This is a genomic window from Luteimonas sp. AC640a (assembly GCF_979256585.1).
The window spans coordinates 725,623-746,139 of record NZ_CEEDOV010000007.1; the positions used below are offsets into that span (position 1 = coordinate 725,623).

Sequence of the window (20,517 nt, forward strand, 5' to 3'; positions counted from 1 at the left end):
CTCATTTCCCCAAGTCCGGTCACCCGGCACACCGTCAAAGTTCGCGTACCACGCGGAAGCCGAGTCTCGCATTTGTCGTGTCAACCTGCGCAAGTGCCCGCCAACTGGTGCGGGTCTGCGCCGGCGAGCTGGCCCAGGAGCCGCCGCGGATCACCTGGTCGCGGCAGCCGGGATTCACCCACGCCGAACCGTCGCCCGGCGCGCGCCGGTAGGTCGCATGCCAGCAGTCAGCCATCCACTCGCTGACGTTGCCGGCGAGGTCGTGCACGCCCCAGGGATTGGGCTCGAAGCTGCCAACCGGCGCCGGGCCCCAGTAACCGTCTTCGTAGCCTGGAAACGCGTTGCCCCAGGCGCGACCGCCCGGCGAGCGGTCCAGCGCGCCGGTCATGTTGCCGGCGCCGTCGGGCGGCGTGTCCTCGCCCCACGGATAGCGTTCGGCAGCACCGTTGCGATACGCGTATTCGAACTCGGCCTCGCTCGGCAGCCGGTACCGGCGGCCACTCTGCGCCGACAGCCAGTCGACATAGGCCTGCGCGTCCTTGGCGCTGACGTGCAGCACCGGCATCGTGTCGCCAGCCGGCCGGCCGACGTAATCCGAACGCCAGTCGACATTGCTGCGGCGAAGGAAATTGCCGGTGCGCTCGTCGTAGGCCAGCGAGAAGCCGCGGCGCACCGCGCGCGACTGGTAGCCGGTGGCATCGACGAAGCGCCGGAATTCGCCGACCGACACTTCGCGCACGCCCATCGCGAAGCCGCGTTCGAAGCGCACAGCATGTCGCGGCGACTCGTTGTCCTCGGCGTCGCGGTCCCCGGGCAGCGCGCCCATCATGAAGCCGCCATGCGGCAGCACCACGACCTGCGGGCCGCGCGCGCCACCGTCCAGTGCGTCGGTGAACACCTGGCCGGGACGGACATCGCCGTAGTGCACGGTGCGGTCAATACGCTCGCGCAGATCGTTGACGACCGGATCCCCCGGCTCGGCGATGCCGATGATCTGCGCCAGCCGCGCGCGTGCGATGGCCACGCCGTTGATCTCGGGCAATGCATCAACGCCCTCGTCGCGCAGCCGGCGGATATGCGCGGCACGCAGGCTCTGCAGGCGCCGTTCGGCATCGCCGACGGTCGGAAAGCCCGGCCGGATCGTCGTCGCATGGGCCAGCCAGCGCGAGGCGCCGCTGTAGTTGGCGTCCTCTGCGGCCAGCTCGGCGCGGCGGATCATCGCGCTTTCGACCGCGGCCATACCCTGCAGTGCACGCGGCTGGCCGGGACGTAGCGCAGCGGCCTCGCGAAACAGTGCGAGCGCGCCACCGCCGCCCTCGCCCAGTTCGCCGGCCTGCAGCGCACGTTCGGCGGCGCGGTTGAGGTCCCACAGCCGGTCGCTGTCGTCGACGCGTTCGAGATAGCGCACCACCGTCTCGTCGCCGGCCGCGAGATACCGCGCAACGGCGGCGAAATCGTGCGCGGCGCGCAGGCCTGCAATCGAATCCAGTTCGTCGGCCTCCACCAGCGCCTGCGCGCCGAGTGCGAGCAAGCGGGTCTGCGCACGTTGCAGTCCGCTGCGCGCGGCGCGTTCGCTGTCGGGCAGCCGGGCCAAGGCGAGATACAGCGGGATCGCCGAGGTCGGCGTGGCGTAGAGATCGTCTTCGGCCAGCGCGGTGTCGGCCTGCGCCAGCGCCTGCGCTTCGCCGTCCACGGCGATGACCACGCGCGGGGGCGTCCAGTTGAGCTCGGGCACCACCGCGTCGTCGCCGCTGATGGTCACGCTGCCATCTTCGGGTGCGGCGTCGGTGTCGGCCTTGCAGCCCGCCAGCATGAGCACGCCCGACAGGCAGAGAACGAAGAAACTGCGCAAACCGGGCTCCCTGGACCGCATCGCGTCAGATTAAGCCATCGCAGCCGTGGCGGCGATGCGACAGCGCCGACGATTGCCGCCATCGGCCCGCGCCGCTAGGCTTCCGCGCATGTCATCTCCCAATTCCTCCTGGATCGACGATCCGGCGATCCTGCGGGCCCGTCTGCCCGACGCCCCGACCCGCCTCGGTCTGGATACCGAGTTCATCCGCGAACGCACCTTCTGGCCGCAGCTCGCCCTGGTGCAGATCGCATTCGAAGGCGCCGACGGGATCGAGGTATTGCTGGTCGATCCGCTGGCGCCCGGCATTGCTGAAGCGCTACGACCTCTGCTCGCCGATCCCGCGATTCTCAAGATCATGCACAGCGCCAGCGAGGATCTCGTGGCTTTCGGTCACGCGTGTGGCGCGGTGCCGGCGCCGCTGTTCGACACCCAGATCGCCGCCGCGCTGTCGGGCACGGGCGCGGGCATGGGGTATCAGCGCCTGGTGCAGGAGACGCTGGACATCGCGCTGGCCAAGGGCGAGACGCGTTCGGACTGGCTGCGCCGTCCACTGTCGGCGACGCAGCTCGAGTACGCCGTCGACGATGTCGCGCATCTGTTCGCGCTGCACGACGTGCTCGCCGGCAAGCTCGAGGCGTTGGATCGCGCGGACTGGCTGGTCGAGGACTGCGCGCGGCTCGTCGCGACCGCCGGCAACATGGACGGCGATCGCTGGCCGCAGCTCGGCGGTCGCGCCGGCCTGTTCCTCGATGCCGATGCGCAGCGCCGCCTCGCCCGCCTCCTGCGCTGGCGCGAGACGTATGCGCGCGCCACCGACCGGCCGCGCAGCTGGATCCTCGACAACGAGCTCGCCACCCTGCTCGCCCGCGATCCGCCTGCGGACACGACGGCGCTGCAGCAGCGGCTCGACGCGCATCCCAAGGCGCCGCGCAAGTTGACCCAGGTGATCTGGCAGGCGCTGACCACCGAGCTGCCGGACGAGGCCGAGATGCCGCTCTCGCGCGGCGAAGAACCCGACCGCAAGCAGCTCAAGCGCCTGCAGCAGGCGGTGGCCGCGCGCAGCGCCGAAATCGGCCTGCCGGACGGCGTGCTCGCGTCACGCAAATGGCTCGAAGCGCTGGTCGAAGGCGCGGACTGGCCGGGCGCGCTGTCGGGCTGGCGTCGCGGTCAGCTGGAACCGTCGCTGGCGCCCTTGCTCGACAGGGCTGGCGAGCCCGCAGCGGGGACCGTATAATCGACACGCATCATGTGGGGCCATAGCTCAGCTGGGAGAGCGCGTCGTTCGCATCGACGAGGTCAGGAGTTCGATCCTCCTTGGCTCCACCACTCGATACCGCCGGAAAGCCAGGACCCAGGTCCTGGCTTTTCTGCTTCCGGAGTCCGGAGAATTCCGCGCGCTCAGGCGCGGTACTGCTTCTCTTCGACGAAGCGCGAACCGGCCAGCCGGTTGATGGTGTTCTTGACCTCGACGCGGTCGCCGTTGTGGCGCGCGACCGCGCGTGCAAGCTCGACGAACTCGTCGCCGAAATCCTGCGCGGCTTCCTTCGCGCGCAGCGCGTCCTGCACGTCCCACATGCGCGTATTGGCTTCGCGCAATGCTGTCTTGAGTTCGGCCATTTCGGGCTGCTTGTCCGCCAGCGGTGCCCATAGCGGCAGCAGGCCGTCGAGTTCGGTGCGGACATTGGCCAGCTTCTGCGCGTCGCCGATGCGCTCGGCCTTGATCTCGAGGATGGTGATCTTGTCGGCGAGTTCGCCGATCGACACCGGGGCCATCAAAGTGCTCACGGATTGTCCTCTTCGCGCATGTCGTGGGTGTCAATGGTAACGCGGCGCTGAAGAGGCTTCGCCGGTGATGTGTTCGAACGCCGCGTCGCCGAAGAGCGTGCTGCATCGCGACGTAAACTGTGTGCCGGCGCGATCGGCGCCATGTGTGTGGAGCTGCCGTGCGTTTCAAGGACCGCCTGCCCGTGTGGCTGCACGACTGGCTCGATATCGTGCTGCCGATCGGCCAGATCCTGCTGATCCTGATCATCGCCTGGCTGCTGCGGCTGCTGGTGCGCCGGATCATCGAACGCGTCGGACACCGCTACACGCTGCCGGCCGAAGCCGTCGTCGGCGGACGCCGCGTGACGTCGTTCCTGGTCTATGCGGCGGCGCTGCTGCTGATCCTCGAGCGCATGGGTGTATCCGGCACGGTGCTGTGGACGGCGTTCACCGGTTTCGCCGCCGTAGCGGCGGTCGCGTTCTTCGCGGCATGGAGCGTGCTGTCGAACATCTTCTGCACGATGCTGATTCTGACCACGCGCCCATTTCGGCTTTACGACCACGTCGAGCTACTGGAAAACGGCGAGAAGCCCGGCCTGCGCGGCCAGGTGGTCGATATCAATCTCGTCTACACCACCTTGCGCGAGACCGATGATGGCGATGGCGCGGGCACCAGTCTGCAGATTCCCAACAGCCTCTTCTTCCAGCGTGCGCTGCGCCGCTGGCGTGGCGGCGCGCTGCCTGCGGCGCGTGGTGGCACGGCCGCAGGCGATCCGCTGGACGTCTGAGAACCTGTCCACGATCTTGCTGCGCTTGCCGGGTGGCGCGCGTGCGGTGCTCGAAATGCTCACTTACCCGCACATACATTGCGCTTTCTGTGCTTCGCCACGCACCATCGGGCTGCGCTCGCGACAGATCGTGAACAGGTTCTGGTCCGCGGTCTTCCTCAGGCCAGCGCCGCGGTCACGATGATCTCGATGCGCCAGCCCGGATCGGCGAGCCTGCCTTCGATCGTTGCGCGCGCCGGACCTTGACCCGCCACCACCCAGCGGTCCCATTCGGCGTTCATGCCGGCGAAATCAGCGATGTCGGCGAGCACGACCTGCGCCTGCAGGATGCGCGTCTTGTCGCTGCCGGCCTGGGCGAGCAGCGCGTCGATGGCCTCGAGAACTTCACGCGTCTGCGTGCCGATGTCCGCGCCCGTGGTCTCGGGTACCTGCCCGGCGCAATAGACGGTGTTGTGGTGGATCGTGGCCTCGGACATGCGCGGGCCGGCGTCGATGCGCTGGATCATGGGACTGCCTTGAGATGTGGGGCGCTCATGCTGGACGCCGCGCACGTCGCCGACAAGCCGACGCACGTTCGCATCACGCGCGCTCGCCCGGCACCGCGGTATCGCCGCCCAGCAGTTCGCGCACGTAAAGCCGCTTGACCAGCACGTAGACGACCACGGTCAATGGCGCCGCGAGCAGCAGACCAGCGGCGCCCTGCAGGCTGCCAAAGATCACCAGCGAGAACAGCAGCAGCGCGGGAGGCAGCTCGACGGCGCGTTGCTGGATCAGCGGCTGCAGCACGTTGCTCTCGATCTGCTGCAGCACCACGTACAGCGCGATCGTCGCGAAGCCGACCTGCGGGCTGACGGTGAATGCCAACAGGATGCCGGGAATGGCGGCGACGATAGGCCCGATGATCGGCACGAAGTCGAGCAGGAACGCAATCAGCGCCAGCGCGAACGCGGCCGGCACGCCGAGCAGCCACAGACCGATGCCGGTCATGATGCCCACGACTAGCATCGCGACCAGCTGGCCACCCAGCCACAGGCGTAGCGCACGGCCACTGGAATCGAGCGCATCGGCCGCGGCCGACTTGGCCGATTGCGGCACCAGATGCAGCAGGCCGTTGCGATACATCTCCGGCTGCGCGGCGATGTAGATCGCGCCGACCAGCACGAGGAACATGTCGATCGTGCCGCTGGAGACCGTCATCGCGATCGCGCCGGCACCGCTGGCGATGCGGCCCATGTTGTCGCCGATGGTGTCCAGCTGCTCCTGCACCAGACTGCCGACGCTGGTCTCGCCGAGCCAGTTTTGGAACTGCGCGTACGCGGCCGGCAGCGTGTCGGTGAGCGTGGCGAGTTCGCGCGTGGCCTGCGCGCCGAACATCCACAGCAGCATGCACAGACCGCCGATCAGGACGACCAGCACGATCGCCAACGCGACACCGTGGGGAATCGGCACAAAGCGGCGCAGCAACCCGGATAGCGACAGCAGCAGCGCCGCGACCACGATCGCGCCGAATACGAGCATCAGGACAGGCGTGAGCGCCCAGAACAGCACCAGCACGGCGAGCAGTGCGAGCACGATCAGAACTTGACGGGAAAACAACGCGAGATCCTGCGACGCGGGCATGGTCGATCCAATAAAAAAGGGGCCGCGTCATAACGCGGCGCCCTTTTTGCCATAGCGCACGTGCAAATACGGTGGAGCGCTCAGCGCAGCTGACTGTCCTTGCTGCCGCGTCGGTTGAATCCCCCCTGCGTGTCGTCCGCATCATGTGCCGCCTGGCACGCGACGCACAGACGCACGCCGGGCACAGCCTGGCGACGCGCTTCGGGAATCGGCGCGTCGCACTCTTCGCAGTGCGTCAGACCCGGCCCGCTCCGCAGCTGGCTGCGGGCACGTTCGATCGCATCTTTCACGGTGGCGTCGATCTGATCCTGCACCGCGCCATCGCCAGCCCAACCAGTGGCCATGACGGCCTCCTGCATGTCGCATGTTGACGAGGCATAGACGCTAGCAGGCGCCGCGTTGACTCGGGATGAGCGGCCGCCCCGGTCATAATGGCGTCGATTCCGCTGGAGGACCGACATGGCCCTGACCCTGCTGCTGCGCTGTACCGATCTCGAACGCACGCGCGCGTTCTACACCGCCCTGCCCGGCTTCACCGTCGCCGTTTCCGATGGCGACACGCTGACAGTCACCGGTCACGGTGCACGCGTGGTGTTCACTGCCGCCGATCTGTGGCACCGCGCGCCCACGCTGACCGGCACGCTGTACTTCACTGTCGCCGACATCGACGCCTGTTTCGCGCAGGTGCAAGGCCGTGCGCAGCTCGCGTGGACGCTGCAGGACATGCCCTACGGCGCCCGCGAGTTCGGCATCGTCGACTGCAACGGCTACATCCTGGCGTTCCAGCAAGGCGCCTGAAATGCCTGATGTGCGTACGCCGCGGCTCGCCATCGTCGGTGGCGGGCCGGCCGGCCTGTTCGCCGCCGAACGCGCACGCGCGGCGGGACTGGATGTCGATCTGTTCGAGGCGAAGGGCTCCGTCGGGCGCAAGTTCCTGATCGCCGGCAAGGGCGGCTTGAACCTCACCCATTCCGAGCCGCGCCCCGGCTTCGATGCGCGCTACGGCGCGCGCGATGCGGCGGTCGGTGGCTGGCTCGATCGCTTCGATGCGCAGGCGCTGCGCGACTGGGCCGCGGCGCGTGGCGTGCCCACCTTCGTCGGCAGTTCCGGGCGCGTATTCCCCGAGGATCTGAAGGCCGCGCCGCTGCTGCGCGGCTGGGTGCGGCAGTTGCGCGAGGATGGCGTGCGCTTCCATGTGCAGCATCGCTGGACCGGCTGGGACGACAGCGGCGCGCTGGTGTTCGAGACGCCGGATGGCAGCGTGCGCCACGTCGCCGATGCCACGCTGCTCGCGATGGGCGGCGCCAGCTGGCCGGAGCTCGGATCCGATGGTCGCTGGCAGCCGGTGCTGTCAGCACGCGGCGTCGACGTGGCGCCCCTGGTGCCGGCGAACTGTGGGTTCGACATCGGCTGGAGCGCCCATCTCGCCGAGCGTCATGCCGGTGCGCCGCTGAAACCGGTGGTGCTGCACTGGACCGGTCTCGACGGCACGCCGCACGCGCTGCAGGGCGAGTGCGTGCTGACGACGACCGGCATCGAGGGCAGCGCGATCTATGCGATCTCCGGAACCTTGCGCGACACGATCGCTCGCGATGGCAGCGCAGTGCTGAACCTGGATCTGGCGCCGGGGCGCGATCTCGAGCGCCTGCAGACCGACCTGGCGCGTCCGCGCGGCCGCCGCAGCGTCGGCGAACATCTGCGCCGGGCGACCGGGCTCGATGCCGCGAAGACGGGTTTGCTGTTCGAACTGCTCGATCGCGCCGCACTCGATGATCCGGCACGGGTCGCAGCTGCGATCAAGCGCCTGCCGCTGCGGCTGCAGGCACCGCGGCCGATCGCCGAGGCGATCAGCAGCGGCGGCGGCGTGCGCCTTGAAGCAACTGGCGACGCCTTGATGCTTGATGCCCTGCCCGGCGTGTTCGTTGCCGGCGAAATGCTGGACTGGGAGGCGCCGACCGGCGGGTATCTGCTGACCGCGTGCTGGGCGAGTGCCGCGGTCGCGGTGGATGGGGTGCTGGCGTGGGTGAGCCGCGACGTCGGCGCTGACTGAGTGGAGTTCGGCGTGCGGCAGGTCTTGGGGTCCGCGCGCGAAGCCGTTCGCGCGCGAGCGCGCTCCTACAACCGCAGACGCACCCCTTTTTGTAGGAGCGGCCTTGGCCGCGAAACCTCCCGCAAAGGCCAGCGATCTGCGTCGCGAGCCAATGGCGTCGCAGCAGACGGGACGCACTGCTAGTCCAGCGAATCCGAAAGCCGGAATTCCGATTCGAAGACACGCGGACGTCCATCGAGCGGATCGTCAAACGCGAGCGTGCGGGCCAGCAGCTGCAGCGCGGGGAGAGTTTCGTCAGCCTCTTCCTGCAGCGTCGGATACCAGGGGTCGTGCAGGATCGGGGCGCCGAGTGCGGCCAGGTGCACGCGCAGCTGGTGCTTGCGTCCGCTGACCGGTGACAACGCGTAGCGCCATCGCCTCCTGCCGCGTTCGAGCACGTCGATATGGGTTTCGCTGTTCGGCGGGCCGTCGGTCTCGCACATGCGGAAGAACGGGTCTCCGCGTTCGACGCGGCTGCGGCGCGTCAACGGAAAGACGAGGTCCGGCAATGGCGGCGCCAGTGCCTCGTAGGTCTTGGCGATGCGTGACTCGCGGAACAGCGCCTGATAGCACGCGCGGCTGGCCGGATTCGCCGAGAACAACACAAGCCCAGCCGTGCCGCGATCGATCCGGTGCAACGGGACGAGATCCGGATTGCCGAGCGTCGCCACCAGCCGCGTCAGCAGGGTCTGGGTGACGAAGGCGCCGGTCGGCGCGACCGGCAGGCCATGCGGCTTGTCGGCGACCACGAGCTGATCATCGACATGCAGGATGCGCTCGACGGCGTTGATCACCAGCTCATCGATCACTTCGCGGTAATAGCCGATCTCGGCGCCGACGCGGTACGGCGTCTGCAGCGTGACCGGAGCGCCCTGCGCATCGAGCACCCTGCCCCGCTTTACGCGATCCCGCCAGATTGATGCGTCGACCTGCGGAAAATGCGCGACCAGGGCATCGAATACGGTGGCCCACGGACCCGGCGGCAGTTGCAGCCGGCTCGCCGGCACGCCATCCCGCGGCGGAAACCGCGGGCGGCTCATGCCGGAAACGCGGCGTCAGTCGGTTTCATCAGCCTCTTCGCGGCCCTGCTGGCGGATCACCGCTTCCTGGCGCGCGTCCTCGATCGACCACAGGATCGCACCGGTGTCGGCCTTGCGCGTATCGAACACGAACGTGCCGGTCAGCGGCGAATCGGCCTTCAGGTCACCCGCCTCGTAGAGCGCCCACATCTCCTCGCCGTAATGCGTGTCGGCGAGTTCCGGCGCGAAGCGCGCGAGCGTGTCGCGGACGTTGTGCACGTCGCGCAGCAGCATGTCGCGCGCGGCATTGTTGCCGGCCGCGCTGACGACCTGCGGGAAATCGATCAGCACCGGGCCGTCGGGCGTGGCCAGCACGTTGTACTCGGACAGATCGCCGTGGACCATGCCCAGCACCAGCATCCGCACGATGTCGCGCACCAGCATCAGATGCCACTCGCGGGCCTGGTCGGGTTCGAGATCCACTTCGGCCAGACGGGGCGCACTGAAACCGTCGGCGTCGGTCACCAGATCCATCAGCAGCACGCCGTGGAAGAAGCCGTAGGGCTGCGGCACGCGCACGCCGGCGTCGGCCAGGGCGTAGAGCGCGTCGACCTCGGTGGTCTTCCATGCGGCCTCCTGCTCACGGCGGCCGAACTTGGTCGCCTTGCCCATCGCACGCTGTTCGCGGCTGCCACGGACCTTGCGGCCTTCCTGGTACTGCACGCGCGCCTGGAAACTGCGCTGCGCCATGTCCTTGTAGACCTTCGCGCAACGCACCTCGTCGCCGACCTGGACGACGTACACCGAAGCCTCTTTGCCGCTCTTGAGCGGTCGCAGCACGGCATCGATGATGCCGTCCTCGATCAGTGGCTGCAGTCCCTGCGGGATCTTCATGGTGCGATGGGCTTTCCGGATTGGCCTGACATTGTGCGGCCTGCGCCGGCCTTGCGCCCGAACGGCACCCGACCGACGCATCGCATCAACGTGCCGGAAGCCCCATCTCCTCGAGCAGTGCCGGCGCCGGATAGACCTTGGCCATCAGCCAGCGCATGTAGCGCATGTCGACGTGGATCGCGCGCTTGGTGCGCGGGTCGAACCACCAGCTGGCGCTGACCGACTCCCAGTTGCTGTCGAAATTCAGACCGACCAGTTCGCCGCGCGCATTGAGCACCGGCGAGCCGGAGTTGCCGCCCGTGGTGTCGAGGTTGGTCAGGAAGTTCACTGGCTGGGTGCCGAGCGAGGCTTCGGCGGTGCCCGCGAAATCGCCCTTGGCGATCGCATCGAGCAGCGGCTGCGGCGCGTCGAACGGCACCTGCCCCGTGTTCTTTTCGACGATGCCGGCAACGGTGGTCACCGGCGAAAACGCCACTGCGTCGCGCGGCGCCAGCGCTTCGACCTTGCCGTAGCTCACGCGCAGCGTGCCGTTGGCGTCCGGGTACACCGCGCGACCCTGCTGCGCGCGCCATGCGAACAGGGCGCGCATATAGGCCGGGCGCAGCCGCAGCTGTTCGCCTTCGCGGGTCTTGCGCGCGTCCTCGGCATCGAGCTGCGCGGCGACCAGCTGCGCGGCGAGTGCGAGCAGCGGATCGTCGGCCAGCGGGCGGCCGGCGCGGGCATCGGCGAAGCGCGACAGGCGCTGCGCCTCTTCGCCCAGCGTCGTGCGCGCGTAGACGGTGTCCAGCGCGGTCTTCAAGGATTCCGGCGTGCGGCCGAACGCGGCATCGAAGGCCGGCAGGCGCTGCGCGTCCGGCAACTGCTGGTAACGGCCGACCAGCACCGACAGCAGTGCCTTCTCCGCAGACGGCGCGTAGCGACGCTGGGCCTGGCGCAGCACGCCTTCGATCAGCGCGTGATCGCGCTGCTGGTAGCCGGTCTCGCGCGCGGCATCGTCGGCCTTTGCCGACTCGATGCGCAGGCGCTCGAGCAGCAACGCCGAGCGCAGCAGCTGGGTCTGGCTGGCGACGAGCGTCATCAGCAGATCGCGTGCGCCGGCGGCATCGGCCTGGCCGAGAACCGCCTGCAACGCAGCGATGTCGGTCGCGTCCTCACCGGTGGTCGCGGCCAGCATCGCCGCCTCGTCGTCGCCACGCAGGCGCACCGCGTCGCTGCGCAGCAGGCCTTCGAGCTCACCGGCGGCGCGCTTGCGGTTGTTCTTCAGCGACTGCAGCTGTGACGCATAGCGCGTGCGGATGTCGGCGTCATCGGCGCCGGCGGTCTCGACCGCATCGATCAGCGCATCGAACACCGCCACACGCTGCGGCAGCACGCGCGCGACCTGGGCATCGAACTCGGCCGCGGTGCGATGGCGGAAGGTCGTGCCCGGATAGCCGGCGAGCATCGCGTAGTCGCCCGCGTGCAGGCCGCCACGGGCGATCTGCAGGTGCGCCGGCGGCGCATACGGCACGTTGTCGGCGCTGTAGTCGGCCGGCTTGCCGTCGCGGCCCACGTAGGCGCGCAGCAGGGTGAAATCGCCGGTGTGGCGCGGCCACATGAAGTTGTCGATCTCGTCGCCGTAATTGCCGATTGCGCGCGGCGGCGCATAGACCAGACGCACGTCGCGCAGCTCCAGCTGGCGGATGCGATAGAAATCGGTGCCGTAATACATGTTGGCGACGCTGCAGCGCACCTCGCGCGACGCTTCGCACGCGGCGACGACGCGCTTACCGGCGGCGTCCACCGCATCGAAGTACGCGCGCCCGGTCTTGCCGCGGGCCTCGGCCAGTACCTCGTCGGTGACCTTGTCGAAGCCGACCGTCACCAGCACGCGGAAGTCGGGATTTGAAGGTCGTTCGTCGCCGCGCCCTTCGGCGATGAAGCCGCCGTCGATGATGTTGCGCTCGGCGCTGCTGTTGTACTGGATCACGCCGTAGGCGACGTGGTGGTTGGTCAGCAGCAGGCCTTCATCGGAGACGAAGGCGCCGGTGCCGCCGCCCACCTTGACCACCGCGCTGAGCGGCGGCGCGGTGACATCGGCCAGCGCATCGGCGCGACCGCGGAAGCCCGCCTCGCGCATCGGCTTGGCGATGTCGGGCAGCTGGGTCGGCATCCACATGCCTTCATCGGCGTGTGCGGTCACGGCGGACAGCGCGAGGCCGGCGGCAAGCGCGGCGGTGGCGGGACGGCGGAGCGGCATGCGGGACATCCGAAAGAACCTGACGAGCCGCGACCTTAGCCAGCGGTCGCGGCCAGGGCAACGGTCGGAGCTCATGGAGGGGCGGACTTCAGTTTGCGAAGGGTTTGAGTTGAGCTTGGATTTTCTCTTCCCCTCTGGGGGAAGAGCCTGCCCCGTACTTGATACGGGGTGCCCGGAGGGCCTGCCCCCGCGAAGGCGGGGGGCGGATGAGGGTGCCTTGGGGCTTTACCTGTAAAGCCCTGCCCTCACCCGACGCGCTTTGCGCGTCGACCTCTCCCAGAGGGAGAGGTGGTGGCATCGCGACGGCTGGAAAAGATGCGAATCAGTTCTCCGCCGGACGCACCCGCCAGACCGGTGTCATCGTGACGGTTTCGGACTCGCTCATCAGCTGCAGTTCGCCGTCCTGGATCATCGCGGTCAGGCGCATGCTCCGCTGCAGCAGGCCGACCGCCTCCTCGATCTTCGCCGGGTCGAGATCGACGACGGTGAGATTCTTCAGGCGGGTCAGCGAATTCGCGATCCGATCCCACCAGATCTGCGCGGCGTTGCCGCTGTAGTTGACCACCACGACCTGGCGCGCGCGTCCACTGGCCTTGCGAATGCGGCTCTCCTCCGGCTGGCCGAGGTCGATCCACTGTTCGATGTCGCCGGTGTAATCGCGACGCCACAGGTCGGGTTCTTCCTCGTTGCTGAGGCCGCGACCGAATTCGAGGCGTTCGTCCGCGAACAGCGCGAAGGTGATCAGCCGCACCATCAGCCGCGCTTCGGTTTCCGACGGGTGCTGCGCCAGCACGAGGTCGTGCGAAGCGTAGTAATGCCGGTCCATGTCGGTGACCTGGAGTTCGGCTTTGTAGACGGTGGCCTTGGGCGCCATGAGGACGAGCCTGCGCGAGAGAGGCGCGATTGTAGGTTAAACAGGTGTCAACGCCGGGCGCGGATGTGGTCACGACCACATCATTCCCGGGCTGCGAGCATGCGCGCCATGCCTGATTTACGACGTTCCGCCCCCGCCGCCCTCTTCTCCGACACCACGCCGCCCGCGCTGCTCGAGCGCGTCGACGCCTGGGATCTCGCTGTTGCCGACGGCCCGGTCATCGCGACCGCGATCCATGACGGCCACGCGCTGCGCCCGTCATTGCGCGCCCGCGTCGCGCTCGATGACGACGCGCGATGGCGCGAGGAGGATCCCCTCACCAGCCTGTTGACCCAGGTCGGCGACACGCGCCTGCGAGTGCGCCAGTCGCGCTTCGAAGTCGATCTCAATCGCGCCCGCGCAGAGGCGGTGTACACCGGACCCGAGGCCGCCTGGGGCCTCGATGTCTGGAAGACGCCGCTCGACGATGCCGAGCGCGAGACGTCGCTGGCGCTGCACGACCGGTTCTACGACATGATCGGCGAACTCATCGATCGCACTGTGGCGCGCTGGGGCAGCGCGCTGCTGATCGACATCCACAGCTACAACCATCGTCGCGACGGACCCGACGCCGCCCCTGCTGCGCAGGCCGACAATCCCGATATCGAACTGGGCATCACCACACTCGATCCCGATCGCTGGGGTGAGACCGCCAAACGCTTCACCAACGTGCTGCGCCGACACCCCGTGCGCGGCGCGCTTCCGGACGTGCGCTGCAACGTGCGCTTCCCGACCGGTGGTCATTTCCCCGAGTGGATCTACGCGCACTGGGGTGAACGGGTCTGCACGATCTCGCCCGAATACAAGAAGATCTTCATGGACGAGTGGAGCGGCCGGGCCGATATTTCCGCGCTGTACGCCTTGCGCGATGGCCTGTCGCATGCGGTCGACGCGGTGCGTCCGGAGTTCCTCAAGTGAGCGCAAGCGTTGCCCGGCGGCCGGTCGCACGACCGCTGCCGCCGGTGGCCGCGCATGTGGACGAGGCGCTTGCCGCGCTCGATGCGCGTCTCGACTGGCTGCTGGCGCTGTCGCCGCTCGACGGCGTCGGCCTGTGGAACGCATTCGAATCGTCCGGCCGCACGCTCGAACCCGCTTTGCGCTACGTCGATCTCGACACCGATCTGGCGCAGACCCGCCAGGCGCTCGATGCCCTGCCCGTCGCGGAGATCGAATCGCCTGCGCTGCAAGCCCTGCTGACCGAAAAGCAACTCGAGCTCGGTCGCATGATCGATCTGGTCGAGCAGCGCGACCGCCCGGGTTTCGTCAAGGCCAGCGTCGCGCTGTTCGGCGCGGTGGAGCCGGAGTTGCTGGATCTGGCCGAACGCATCCTGGCGACGGTCGCTATCGGCGACCCCCTGTCCGCCGACTGCGGCATCGATGAAGTGCGCACCCAGGTCGACGCCGAGATCGCCTGGTACCGGGCGCAGGCGCCCGACTTTCATATCGATGTCGTCGTCGACACCGACATCAGTTCGATGCTGATGGTCTCGCATGGCACGTTCTACATCGACGGCAACATCCGTCTGCCGCGGGCGCGCGTGCAGCCGTTGATCCAGCACGAAATCGGCACGCACGTGGTGACGCGTCATAACGGCCGCCAGCAGGCGCTGCGCCAGCTGGAAGTCGGTCTGGCGCATTACGACCCGATGCAGGAAGGTCTCGGCGTGCTCGGCGAATTCCTCGCCGGCTATCTGCCCGGGGAGCGCCTGCGCATCCTCGCCGCGCGCGTGGTCGCCACTTCGATGGCCGCCAACGGTGAACAGCTGCCGGCGATCTTCGCCCGCCTGCACGACACTCACGACATGCCGACCGACGACGCGTTCGATGTCGCCGTACGTGCGCGGCGCGGCGGCGGCCTGACGAAAGACGCCGTGTACCTGCGCGGCCTGCGCGATCTGCTCGCCTATCTGGAAGCGGACGGCGACTTCGATGCGCTGTTCCTCGGCAAATTCGCATTGCCCCAGCTCGAACTGCTGGATGTCCTGGTCGACGACGGCTGGATCGTGCCGCCGGTCCTGCTGCCCCGCTACGTCACCCGCGACGATTTCCGCAGCCGACTCGACGCTTGCCGGCGCACGCCGGTCGAATGCCTTTTCCACACCCACCGCCCCCCGGAGCATGCTGCATGACAGACGGACATCCCCTGCGTTTTGGCTTCGTCGTCAACGACGTCGATACCGAGCAGGACAACTACACCACGATCCGTCTAGCCCGCCGCGCCCTGTCGCGCGGCCATGAGATCGCCCTGATCGGTCTCGCCGATTTCACCTACGACGCCGACGGCACGGTGCGCGCTTGCGCCCACATGCCCTGCGGCAAGGACTATGCCGACGACGCAGCGCTGCTGGCGGATCTGCAGTCTGACGAATGTCCGACCGACCGCATTTCCGTCGACGACCTCGACGTGCTGATGCTGCGCAGCGACCCCGCCGACGAGATGGTCGAGCGTCCCTGGGCGCCGGGCAGTGGCCTTCTGTTCGCACAGCTCAGCGCGCTGAAGCGGGCACTGGTGGTCAACGACCCGACGCATCTGACCGACGCCTCGAACAAGACCTACTTCCAGCATTTCCCCGAGGAAGTCCGGCCGGTGACCTGCATCAGCCGCGACATCGAGGAGATCAAGGCTTTCATCGAAGCACGCGAAGGCTACGGCGTCATCAAGCCGCTGCAGGGTTCGGGCGGCCAGGGCGTATTCGTGGTGACGCCGGAAAGCGGCGGCAATCTCAACCAGATGATCGATGCGGTGCTGCGCGACGGCTACGCGATCGCCCAGGAATACCTGCCGAAGGCGAAGGACGGCGATCTGCGCCTGCTGATGCTCAACGGCCGCCCGCTCGAAGTCGAAGGCACCTACGCCTGCATCCGTCGCTACAACGACAGCGGCGATGCGCGCAGCAACATCAGCGCCGGCGGCAAGTACGAAATGGCCAAGCCCGATGCCGATGCACTGCGTCTGGCCGAACTGGTTGCGCCGAAGCTGATCCGCGACGGCATGTATTTCGTTGGCCTCGACATCGTCGGCGACAAGCTGATGGAAGTGAACGTCGACACGCCCGGCGGCATCAACATGCTCGAAGAACTCACCGGCCTCGATTTCTCGGGCCGCATCCTCGACGACCTCGAGCGCAAGCTGCGCCTGCGCAAGCACTACGGCAAGACGCTCAGCAACGTCGAGCTGGCGATGCTTTGAGCGACGTGTGCCGCGTCAGACCCGGTTGGCGATCTTGATGAGGTTGCCATCCGGATCGCGGACATAGAGGGACAGAATCGGGCCGGTCGCCCCCGTACGGGGCACCGGCCCGTCTTCGATGTGGACGCCTGCAGTGCGCAGTTCGGCCTGCACCTGATCCAGCGGCGTTGTCGTCAGCAGACACGGGTCCGCTGATCCGGGCGTCGGTCGCAACGCCTTCGGTTCGAACGCGTGACCGGCCTGGTGCAGATTGATCTTCTGCACGCCGAATGCGAGCGCGCGCCGGCCTTCGCCGAAGGTCACGACCTGCATGCCGAACACGCGGCCGTAGAACGCGCAGGTCGCGTCGATATCTGCGACGGTCAGCACCAGATGGTCGAGTGCGTCGATGTGCATGGGGTCAGTCTCCTGTCGAGGCAGTGGACAGATGCGTGGGCGACGGCGTGTCCGGGGCGTGGCGCTGCAGATGCCGCGCAGCGACGAACGCGAGCGCCAGCAGCACGAGCGCGCCGCCGGCCAGCACCGGCCAGCCACCGTGCGCCCACAGCCAGCCGCTGGTCGCGCCGATCAGGCTCGAGCCCATGTAGTACGACAGCAGATACAGCGACGCCGCATGGCTGCGATGCGTGCGGCCGAGCCGGCCGACCCACGCACTCGCCGCGGCATGCGCGATGAAGAAGCCGATCGTCAGCAGCACCAGGCCCGGCACGATCATCCACAGCGTCGGTGCAAGCGTCAGCAGCACGCCGGCGGCGGCCAGCAATACACCGGCGACGACGACGGGGCCACGTCCGAAACGATCCGACAGGCCGCCGGCCACCGTCGAACTGACGATGCCGAACACGTAGGCGCTGAAGATCCAGCCGATCTGCGCCTGCCCCAGATTGAACGGCGCCGCGCCGAGCCGGAAGCCGAGATAGTTGTAGACGCTGACGAACACGCCCATCACCAGGAACGGAATCGCGAACAGCCACGGCAGCAGCGGATCGCGCAGATGCCCGCCCCAGGCGCGCAGGTGGAAGCGCAGATTGATCCCGCGCTGGCGCACGAAATGCCGCGATTTCGGCAGCAGCCATACGAAGGCGATCGCGACCAGCAGATCGAAGCCGCCGAGCAACGCGAGCGCGGTGCGCCACTCGAACCAGTCGGTCAGGAAGCTCACCGACAGCCGTCCCATCATCCCGCCGAAGGCATTGCCGGCGACGTACAGCCCGACTGCCGACCCCAGCCGCTGCGCCGGGAATTCCTCGGCGAGATAGACCATCGCCACCGCCGGCACGCCACCGAGCGCGACGCCTGCGAGCGCCCGCACGACCACCAGGCTCGGCCAGTGCGACAGCATCGCGGCGACCATCGTCAACACGGCGGCGACGGCCATCGACACGAACATCAGGCCGCGGCGACCCAGATTTTCCGACACCGCGCCTGCGCAGAAGATCGACAGCGCCAGACCCAGCGTCGCCAGCGACAGCGGCAGCGAACTCGCGGCCGGCCCCACGCCGAACTCGCGTGCGAATTCGGGCAGCAGCGGCTGCACGCCGTAGAGCAGCGAGAACGTGGCGAAGCCGGCGAGGAACAACGCGAGGCGGATACGGCCGGGGCGCAGAGGCGCCGGCGAAGTGGCGGACATCGGGAACGGGTGCAGCGACGTGGGCGGTCAGTATCGGCCTGCGGGGTCACGCAGGCCAGTCAACGGGATGGATCGGTGTGTCACGGTCGCTCGCACGCGTATACGACCGGCGCACGGCCTCAACCCGGCGCAGGCCCTGCCGGGACCGGCGCATTGCCACCGCGCACCACGCGCACCGGCACCGACTTGCCCGCCGGCACATGACTGTCGATCGCATGATGCGAGACCGGAATCAGCGGATTGCATTCCGGGTAGTAGGCCGCGATGCAGCCGCGCGGAATGCGGTACGGAATCGCGCGCAAGCCGCCGACTTCGCGCACCTCGGCATCATTGTCGAAATCCGCCGCCAGTGTGATCTGCTCGCCGTCGTCCAGTCCCAGCTCGGCAATGTCGTCGGCGTTCATCAGCACCACGCGGCGCGTCCCGTCGATGCCGCGGAAGCGGTCGTGGTAGCCGTAAACCGTGGTGTTGAACTGGTCGTTGCTGCGCACGGTCAGCAGTCGATAGCGCCCCGCCTTGTCGGAAAAGCCGGTCGCGCAGATCACGTCGGGCACGTGGAACTCGGCCTTGCCGCTTTCGGTCGACCAGCGACGTTCGCGCGCCGCGACCGGGCGCGGAAAACCTCCGGGCGTGTACAGACGCGCATTGAAATCGCGGAACTGCTCGGGATAGGTCTCTTCGATCGCATCGCGCACGCGTGCGTAGTCGCTGACCCACGACTGCCACGGTGCGCACGCGGCGCGTTCCGGCGACAGGATCGCCTGCGCAAGCGCAGCGACGATCGCGGGCTCGGAGCGCAGCATCGGACCGGCCGGCGGACTGTTGCCGAACGAGGCATGGATGCAGGTCGTGCTGTCTTCGATGCTGACGCGCTGCGCCACGCCGTCCTGCACGTCTTCTTCGATGCGGCCCAGGCACGGCAGCAACAGTGTCTCGCGCCCACACAGCAGGTGGTTGCGATTGAGGTGCGTGGCGATCTGCAGACTCAGGGCAAGCCCCTGCCAGGCAGGTTCCAGCCGGCCGGTATCGGGCGCGGCGCGGGAGAAATTGCCCCCGAGTCCGATGAAAGCTTCGACGCTGCCGTCGAGGATGCCTTCCACCGTGCCGACCGTATCGAGTCCCTTCTCGCGCGGCGGCTCGAAGCCGTACTGCGCAGCGAGTTTGTCGAGTGGCACGAGCTCGGGCTTCTCGGAAATGCCGACGGTGCGCTGCCCCTGCACGTTCGAATGCCCGCGTACCGGGCAGATGCCGGCGCCCGGACGGCCGACGTTGCCGCGCATCAGCGCGAGGTTGCAGACCATGCGCACGTTGTCGACGCCGTGGCGATGCTGGGTCAGGCCCATGCCGTAGATCAGGATCGACGAATCGGCCTGCGCGTACACGCCGGCCACGCCTTCGATATCGGCACGCGACAATCCGCTCTCGCGCTCGATGTCGGTCCAGTCCGCCGCGCGCAGCCAGGCTTCGAATGCTTCGAAGCCGTTGGTGTGGGTCTCGATGAAACCGACATCGAGCACGCGCGCGCGGCCGTCCGCCTGCGCCGCGTCGTCGAGATCCAGCAACGCGCGCGCCAGGCCCTGCATCAGCGCGATATCGCCGCCCGCGCGGACCGGGAAGTAGGCATTGCTGATCCGCGTCGACGCGCCGGTGGCCATCGCCAGCGGTTCCTGTGGATTGGTGAAGCGCTCCCAGCCGCGTTCGTACAACGGATTGAAGGTGATGATCTCCGCGCCACGGCGCGCGGCTTCCTGCAGCGGATGCAGCATGCGCGGGCTGTTGACGCCGACGTTCTGCCCGAACGAAATGATGCAGTCGGTGTGCTCGAAATCTTCCAGCAGCACGGTGCCGACCGGCACGCCGATGCTGCGCGGCAGGCCGACGGATGTGCTCTCGTGACACATGTTGGAGCTGTCGGGCAGATTGTTGTTGCCGTACATGCGCGCCAGCAGGCCATACATGTAGGACGTTTCCAGCGACGCGCGTCCGGACGCGTAGAACACCGCGCGTTCCGGTGCCATGTCGCGCAGCACGCCCCCGGCGATGGCGAAGGCCTCGTCCCAAGACACCGGCACATAGCGATCGCTGGCGGCGTCGTAACGCATCGGTTCGACCAGCCTGCCGGCCGCTTCGAGATCGTGATCGGCCCAGGTCAGCAACTCGGTGACGGTGTGCTCGGCGAAAAACGCGGCATCGACGCGTCGCGTGTCGAGTTCCCACATCGTCGCCTTGGCGCCGTTCTCGCAGAACTCGAAGGTGTGCGGCTCGGCCGGCTTGGCCCAGGAGCAGCTGACGCAGGCGAAGCCGTCGATCTTGTTCTGCCGCTGGAGCTGCCGCGTCCCCTCGACCGTCTGCGCGCCATCGCCAATGCCATAGCGCAGCAGGGAGCGGACCGAACCCCAGCCGCCTGCCGGCGCCTCGTAGGGCTTGAACGTGGGATGCGACTCGGTCATGGCGGGCTCCGGCGTTGACTGAGCCGACTACACTCCGCCGGCTCGCCTGCCCAACACGTGAAATCC

Annotated in this window: 19 protein-coding genes and 1 tRNA gene; 8 read left to right on the forward strand and 12 right to left on the reverse strand. The window is 68.0% G+C overall.

Annotated features, from left to right (window positions below; all coding sequences use genetic code 11):
- Window positions 1-34: 34 nt before the first annotated feature.
- Window positions 35-1,852: a formylglycine-generating enzyme family protein gene (locus tag ACZ9YD_RS07545; protein ID WP_465074506.1), complete on the reverse strand. Its 1,818-nt coding sequence runs from the start codon at window positions 1,850-1,852 to the stop codon at window positions 35-37.
- A 109-nt stretch (window positions 1,853-1,961) separates the two neighbouring features.
- Here ACZ9YD_RS07545 and rnd point away from each other — a divergent pair, with 109 nt between their 5' ends.
- The gene (rnd, locus tag ACZ9YD_RS07550; protein WP_465074507.1) at window positions 1,962-3,089 is read left to right on the forward strand and encodes a ribonuclease D; all 1,128 of its coding nucleotides are present in this window, start codon (window positions 1,962-1,964) and stop codon (window positions 3,087-3,089) included.
- 16 nt (window positions 3,090-3,105) lie between these two features.
- Window positions 3,106-3,181: transfer RNA gene (locus tag ACZ9YD_RS07555), tRNA-Ala, on the forward strand.
- A 72-nt stretch (window positions 3,182-3,253) separates the two neighbouring features.
- Here the strand turns inward: ACZ9YD_RS07555 and ACZ9YD_RS07560 are convergent.
- Window positions 3,254-3,640, reverse strand: a complete 387-nt coding sequence (locus ACZ9YD_RS07560; RefSeq protein WP_465074508.1) for a DUF6165 family protein — start codon at window positions 3,638-3,640, stop codon at window positions 3,254-3,256.
- 158 nt (window positions 3,641-3,798) lie between these two features.
- Here ACZ9YD_RS07560 and ACZ9YD_RS07565 point away from each other — a divergent pair, with 158 nt between their 5' ends.
- Window positions 3,799-4,407 (forward strand): mechanosensitive ion channel domain-containing protein, encoded by a 609-nt coding sequence (locus ACZ9YD_RS07565; protein WP_465074509.1) that lies wholly within the window; start codon window positions 3,799-3,801, stop codon window positions 4,405-4,407.
- Window positions 4,408-4,565: 158 nt separating this feature from the next.
- Here ACZ9YD_RS07565 and ACZ9YD_RS07570 read toward each other — a convergent pair whose 3' ends face one another.
- The 3 genes from ACZ9YD_RS07570 to ACZ9YD_RS07580 all read right to left on the reverse strand — a co-directional run bounded on the left by ACZ9YD_RS07570 (window position 4,566) and on the right by ACZ9YD_RS07580 (window position 6,371).
- A complete protein-coding gene (locus ACZ9YD_RS07570) occupies window positions 4,566-4,913 on the reverse strand; it encodes a RidA family protein (protein WP_465074510.1) in 348 nt (115 codons plus the stop codon).
- Window positions 4,914-4,986: 73 nt separating this feature from the next.
- Entirely contained in the window at window positions 4,987-6,027 is a 1,041-nt protein-coding gene (locus ACZ9YD_RS07575; RefSeq protein ID WP_465074511.1) for an AI-2E family transporter, read from the reverse strand.
- Window positions 6,028-6,107: 80 nt separating this feature from the next.
- A complete protein-coding gene (locus ACZ9YD_RS07580) occupies window positions 6,108-6,371 on the reverse strand; it encodes a DksA/TraR family C4-type zinc finger protein (RefSeq protein WP_465074512.1) in 264 nt (87 codons plus the stop codon).
- Window positions 6,372-6,486: 115 nt separating this feature from the next.
- Between ACZ9YD_RS07580 and ACZ9YD_RS07585 the strand changes: the two genes are divergently transcribed.
- Both ACZ9YD_RS07585 and ACZ9YD_RS07590 read left to right on the forward strand, forming a co-directional pair.
- A complete protein-coding gene (locus tag ACZ9YD_RS07585) occupies window positions 6,487-6,825 on the forward strand; it encodes a VOC family protein (RefSeq protein WP_465074513.1) in 339 nt (112 codons plus the stop codon).
- Window position 6,826: 1 nt separating this feature from the next.
- A complete protein-coding gene (locus tag ACZ9YD_RS07590; protein ID WP_465074514.1) occupies window positions 6,827-8,077 on the forward strand; it encodes a TIGR03862 family flavoprotein in 1,251 nt (416 codons plus the stop codon).
- A gap of 179 nt (window positions 8,078-8,256) precedes the next feature.
- Here ACZ9YD_RS07590 and ACZ9YD_RS07595 read toward each other — a convergent pair whose 3' ends face one another.
- The 4 genes from ACZ9YD_RS07595 to ACZ9YD_RS07610 all read right to left on the reverse strand — a co-directional run bounded on the left by ACZ9YD_RS07595 (window position 8,257) and on the right by ACZ9YD_RS07610 (window position 13,142).
- A complete protein-coding gene (locus tag ACZ9YD_RS07595; RefSeq protein WP_465074515.1) occupies window positions 8,257-9,156 on the reverse strand; it encodes a pseudouridine synthase in 900 nt (299 codons plus the stop codon).
- 15 nt (window positions 9,157-9,171) lie between these two features.
- The gene (locus ACZ9YD_RS07600) at window positions 9,172-10,029 is read right to left on the reverse strand and encodes a PA4780 family RIO1-like protein kinase (RefSeq protein ID WP_465074516.1); all 858 of its coding nucleotides are present in this window, start codon (window positions 10,027-10,029) and stop codon (window positions 9,172-9,174) included.
- An 85-nt stretch (window positions 10,030-10,114) separates the two neighbouring features.
- Complete coding sequence (locus tag ACZ9YD_RS07605; protein WP_465074517.1) at window positions 10,115-12,268, reverse strand: S46 family peptidase; 2,154 nt, start codon at window positions 12,266-12,268, stop codon at window positions 10,115-10,117.
- Between the two features lie 322 nt (window positions 12,269-12,590).
- Window positions 12,591-13,142, reverse strand: coding sequence for a YaeQ family protein (locus ACZ9YD_RS07610; protein ID WP_465074518.1), 552 nt, complete (start codon window positions 13,140-13,142; stop codon window positions 12,591-12,593).
- A 108-nt stretch (window positions 13,143-13,250) separates the two neighbouring features.
- On the opposite strand from ACZ9YD_RS07610, the gene ACZ9YD_RS07615 reads away from it, so the two are divergent.
- From ACZ9YD_RS07615 to ACZ9YD_RS07625, 3 genes are read left to right on the forward strand one after another with little or no spacing between them, the layout of a single operon-like run.
- Window positions 13,251-14,099 carry an N-formylglutamate amidohydrolase gene (locus ACZ9YD_RS07615; RefSeq protein ID WP_465074519.1) on the forward strand — a complete coding sequence of 283 codons (849 nt, stop codon included), beginning with the start codon at window positions 13,251-13,253 and terminating at the stop codon, window positions 14,097-14,099.
- Window positions 14,096-15,310 (forward strand): flavohemoglobin expression-modulating QEGLA motif protein, encoded by a 1,215-nt coding sequence (locus ACZ9YD_RS07620; RefSeq protein ID WP_465074520.1) that lies wholly within the window; start codon window positions 14,096-14,098, stop codon window positions 15,308-15,310. Before ACZ9YD_RS07615 ends, ACZ9YD_RS07620 begins: the two co-directional genes overlap by 4 nt.
- Window positions 15,307-16,371: an ATP-grasp domain-containing protein gene (locus tag ACZ9YD_RS07625; RefSeq protein ID WP_465074521.1), complete on the forward strand. Its 1,065-nt coding sequence runs from the start codon at window positions 15,307-15,309 to the stop codon at window positions 16,369-16,371. The genes ACZ9YD_RS07620 and ACZ9YD_RS07625 overlap by 4 nt, the downstream gene beginning before the upstream one ends.
- A gap of 15 nt (window positions 16,372-16,386) precedes the next feature.
- On the opposite strand, the gene ACZ9YD_RS07630 is transcribed toward ACZ9YD_RS07625, so the two are convergent.
- The 3 genes from ACZ9YD_RS07630 to ACZ9YD_RS07640 form a co-directional block, all read right to left on the reverse strand.
- Window positions 16,387-16,767, reverse strand: a complete 381-nt coding sequence (locus ACZ9YD_RS07630) for a VOC family protein (protein WP_465074522.1) — start codon at window positions 16,765-16,767, stop codon at window positions 16,387-16,389.
- 4 nt (window positions 16,768-16,771) lie between these two features.
- Window positions 16,772-18,001: an MFS transporter gene (locus ACZ9YD_RS07635; protein WP_465074523.1), complete on the reverse strand. Its 1,230-nt coding sequence runs from the start codon at window positions 17,999-18,001 to the stop codon at window positions 16,772-16,774.
- Window positions 18,002-18,120: 119 nt separating this feature from the next.
- Entirely contained in the window at window positions 18,121-20,451 is a 2,331-nt protein-coding gene (locus ACZ9YD_RS07640) for an FdhF/YdeP family oxidoreductase (protein WP_465074525.1), read from the reverse strand.
- Window positions 20,452-20,517 lie beyond the last annotated feature (66 nt).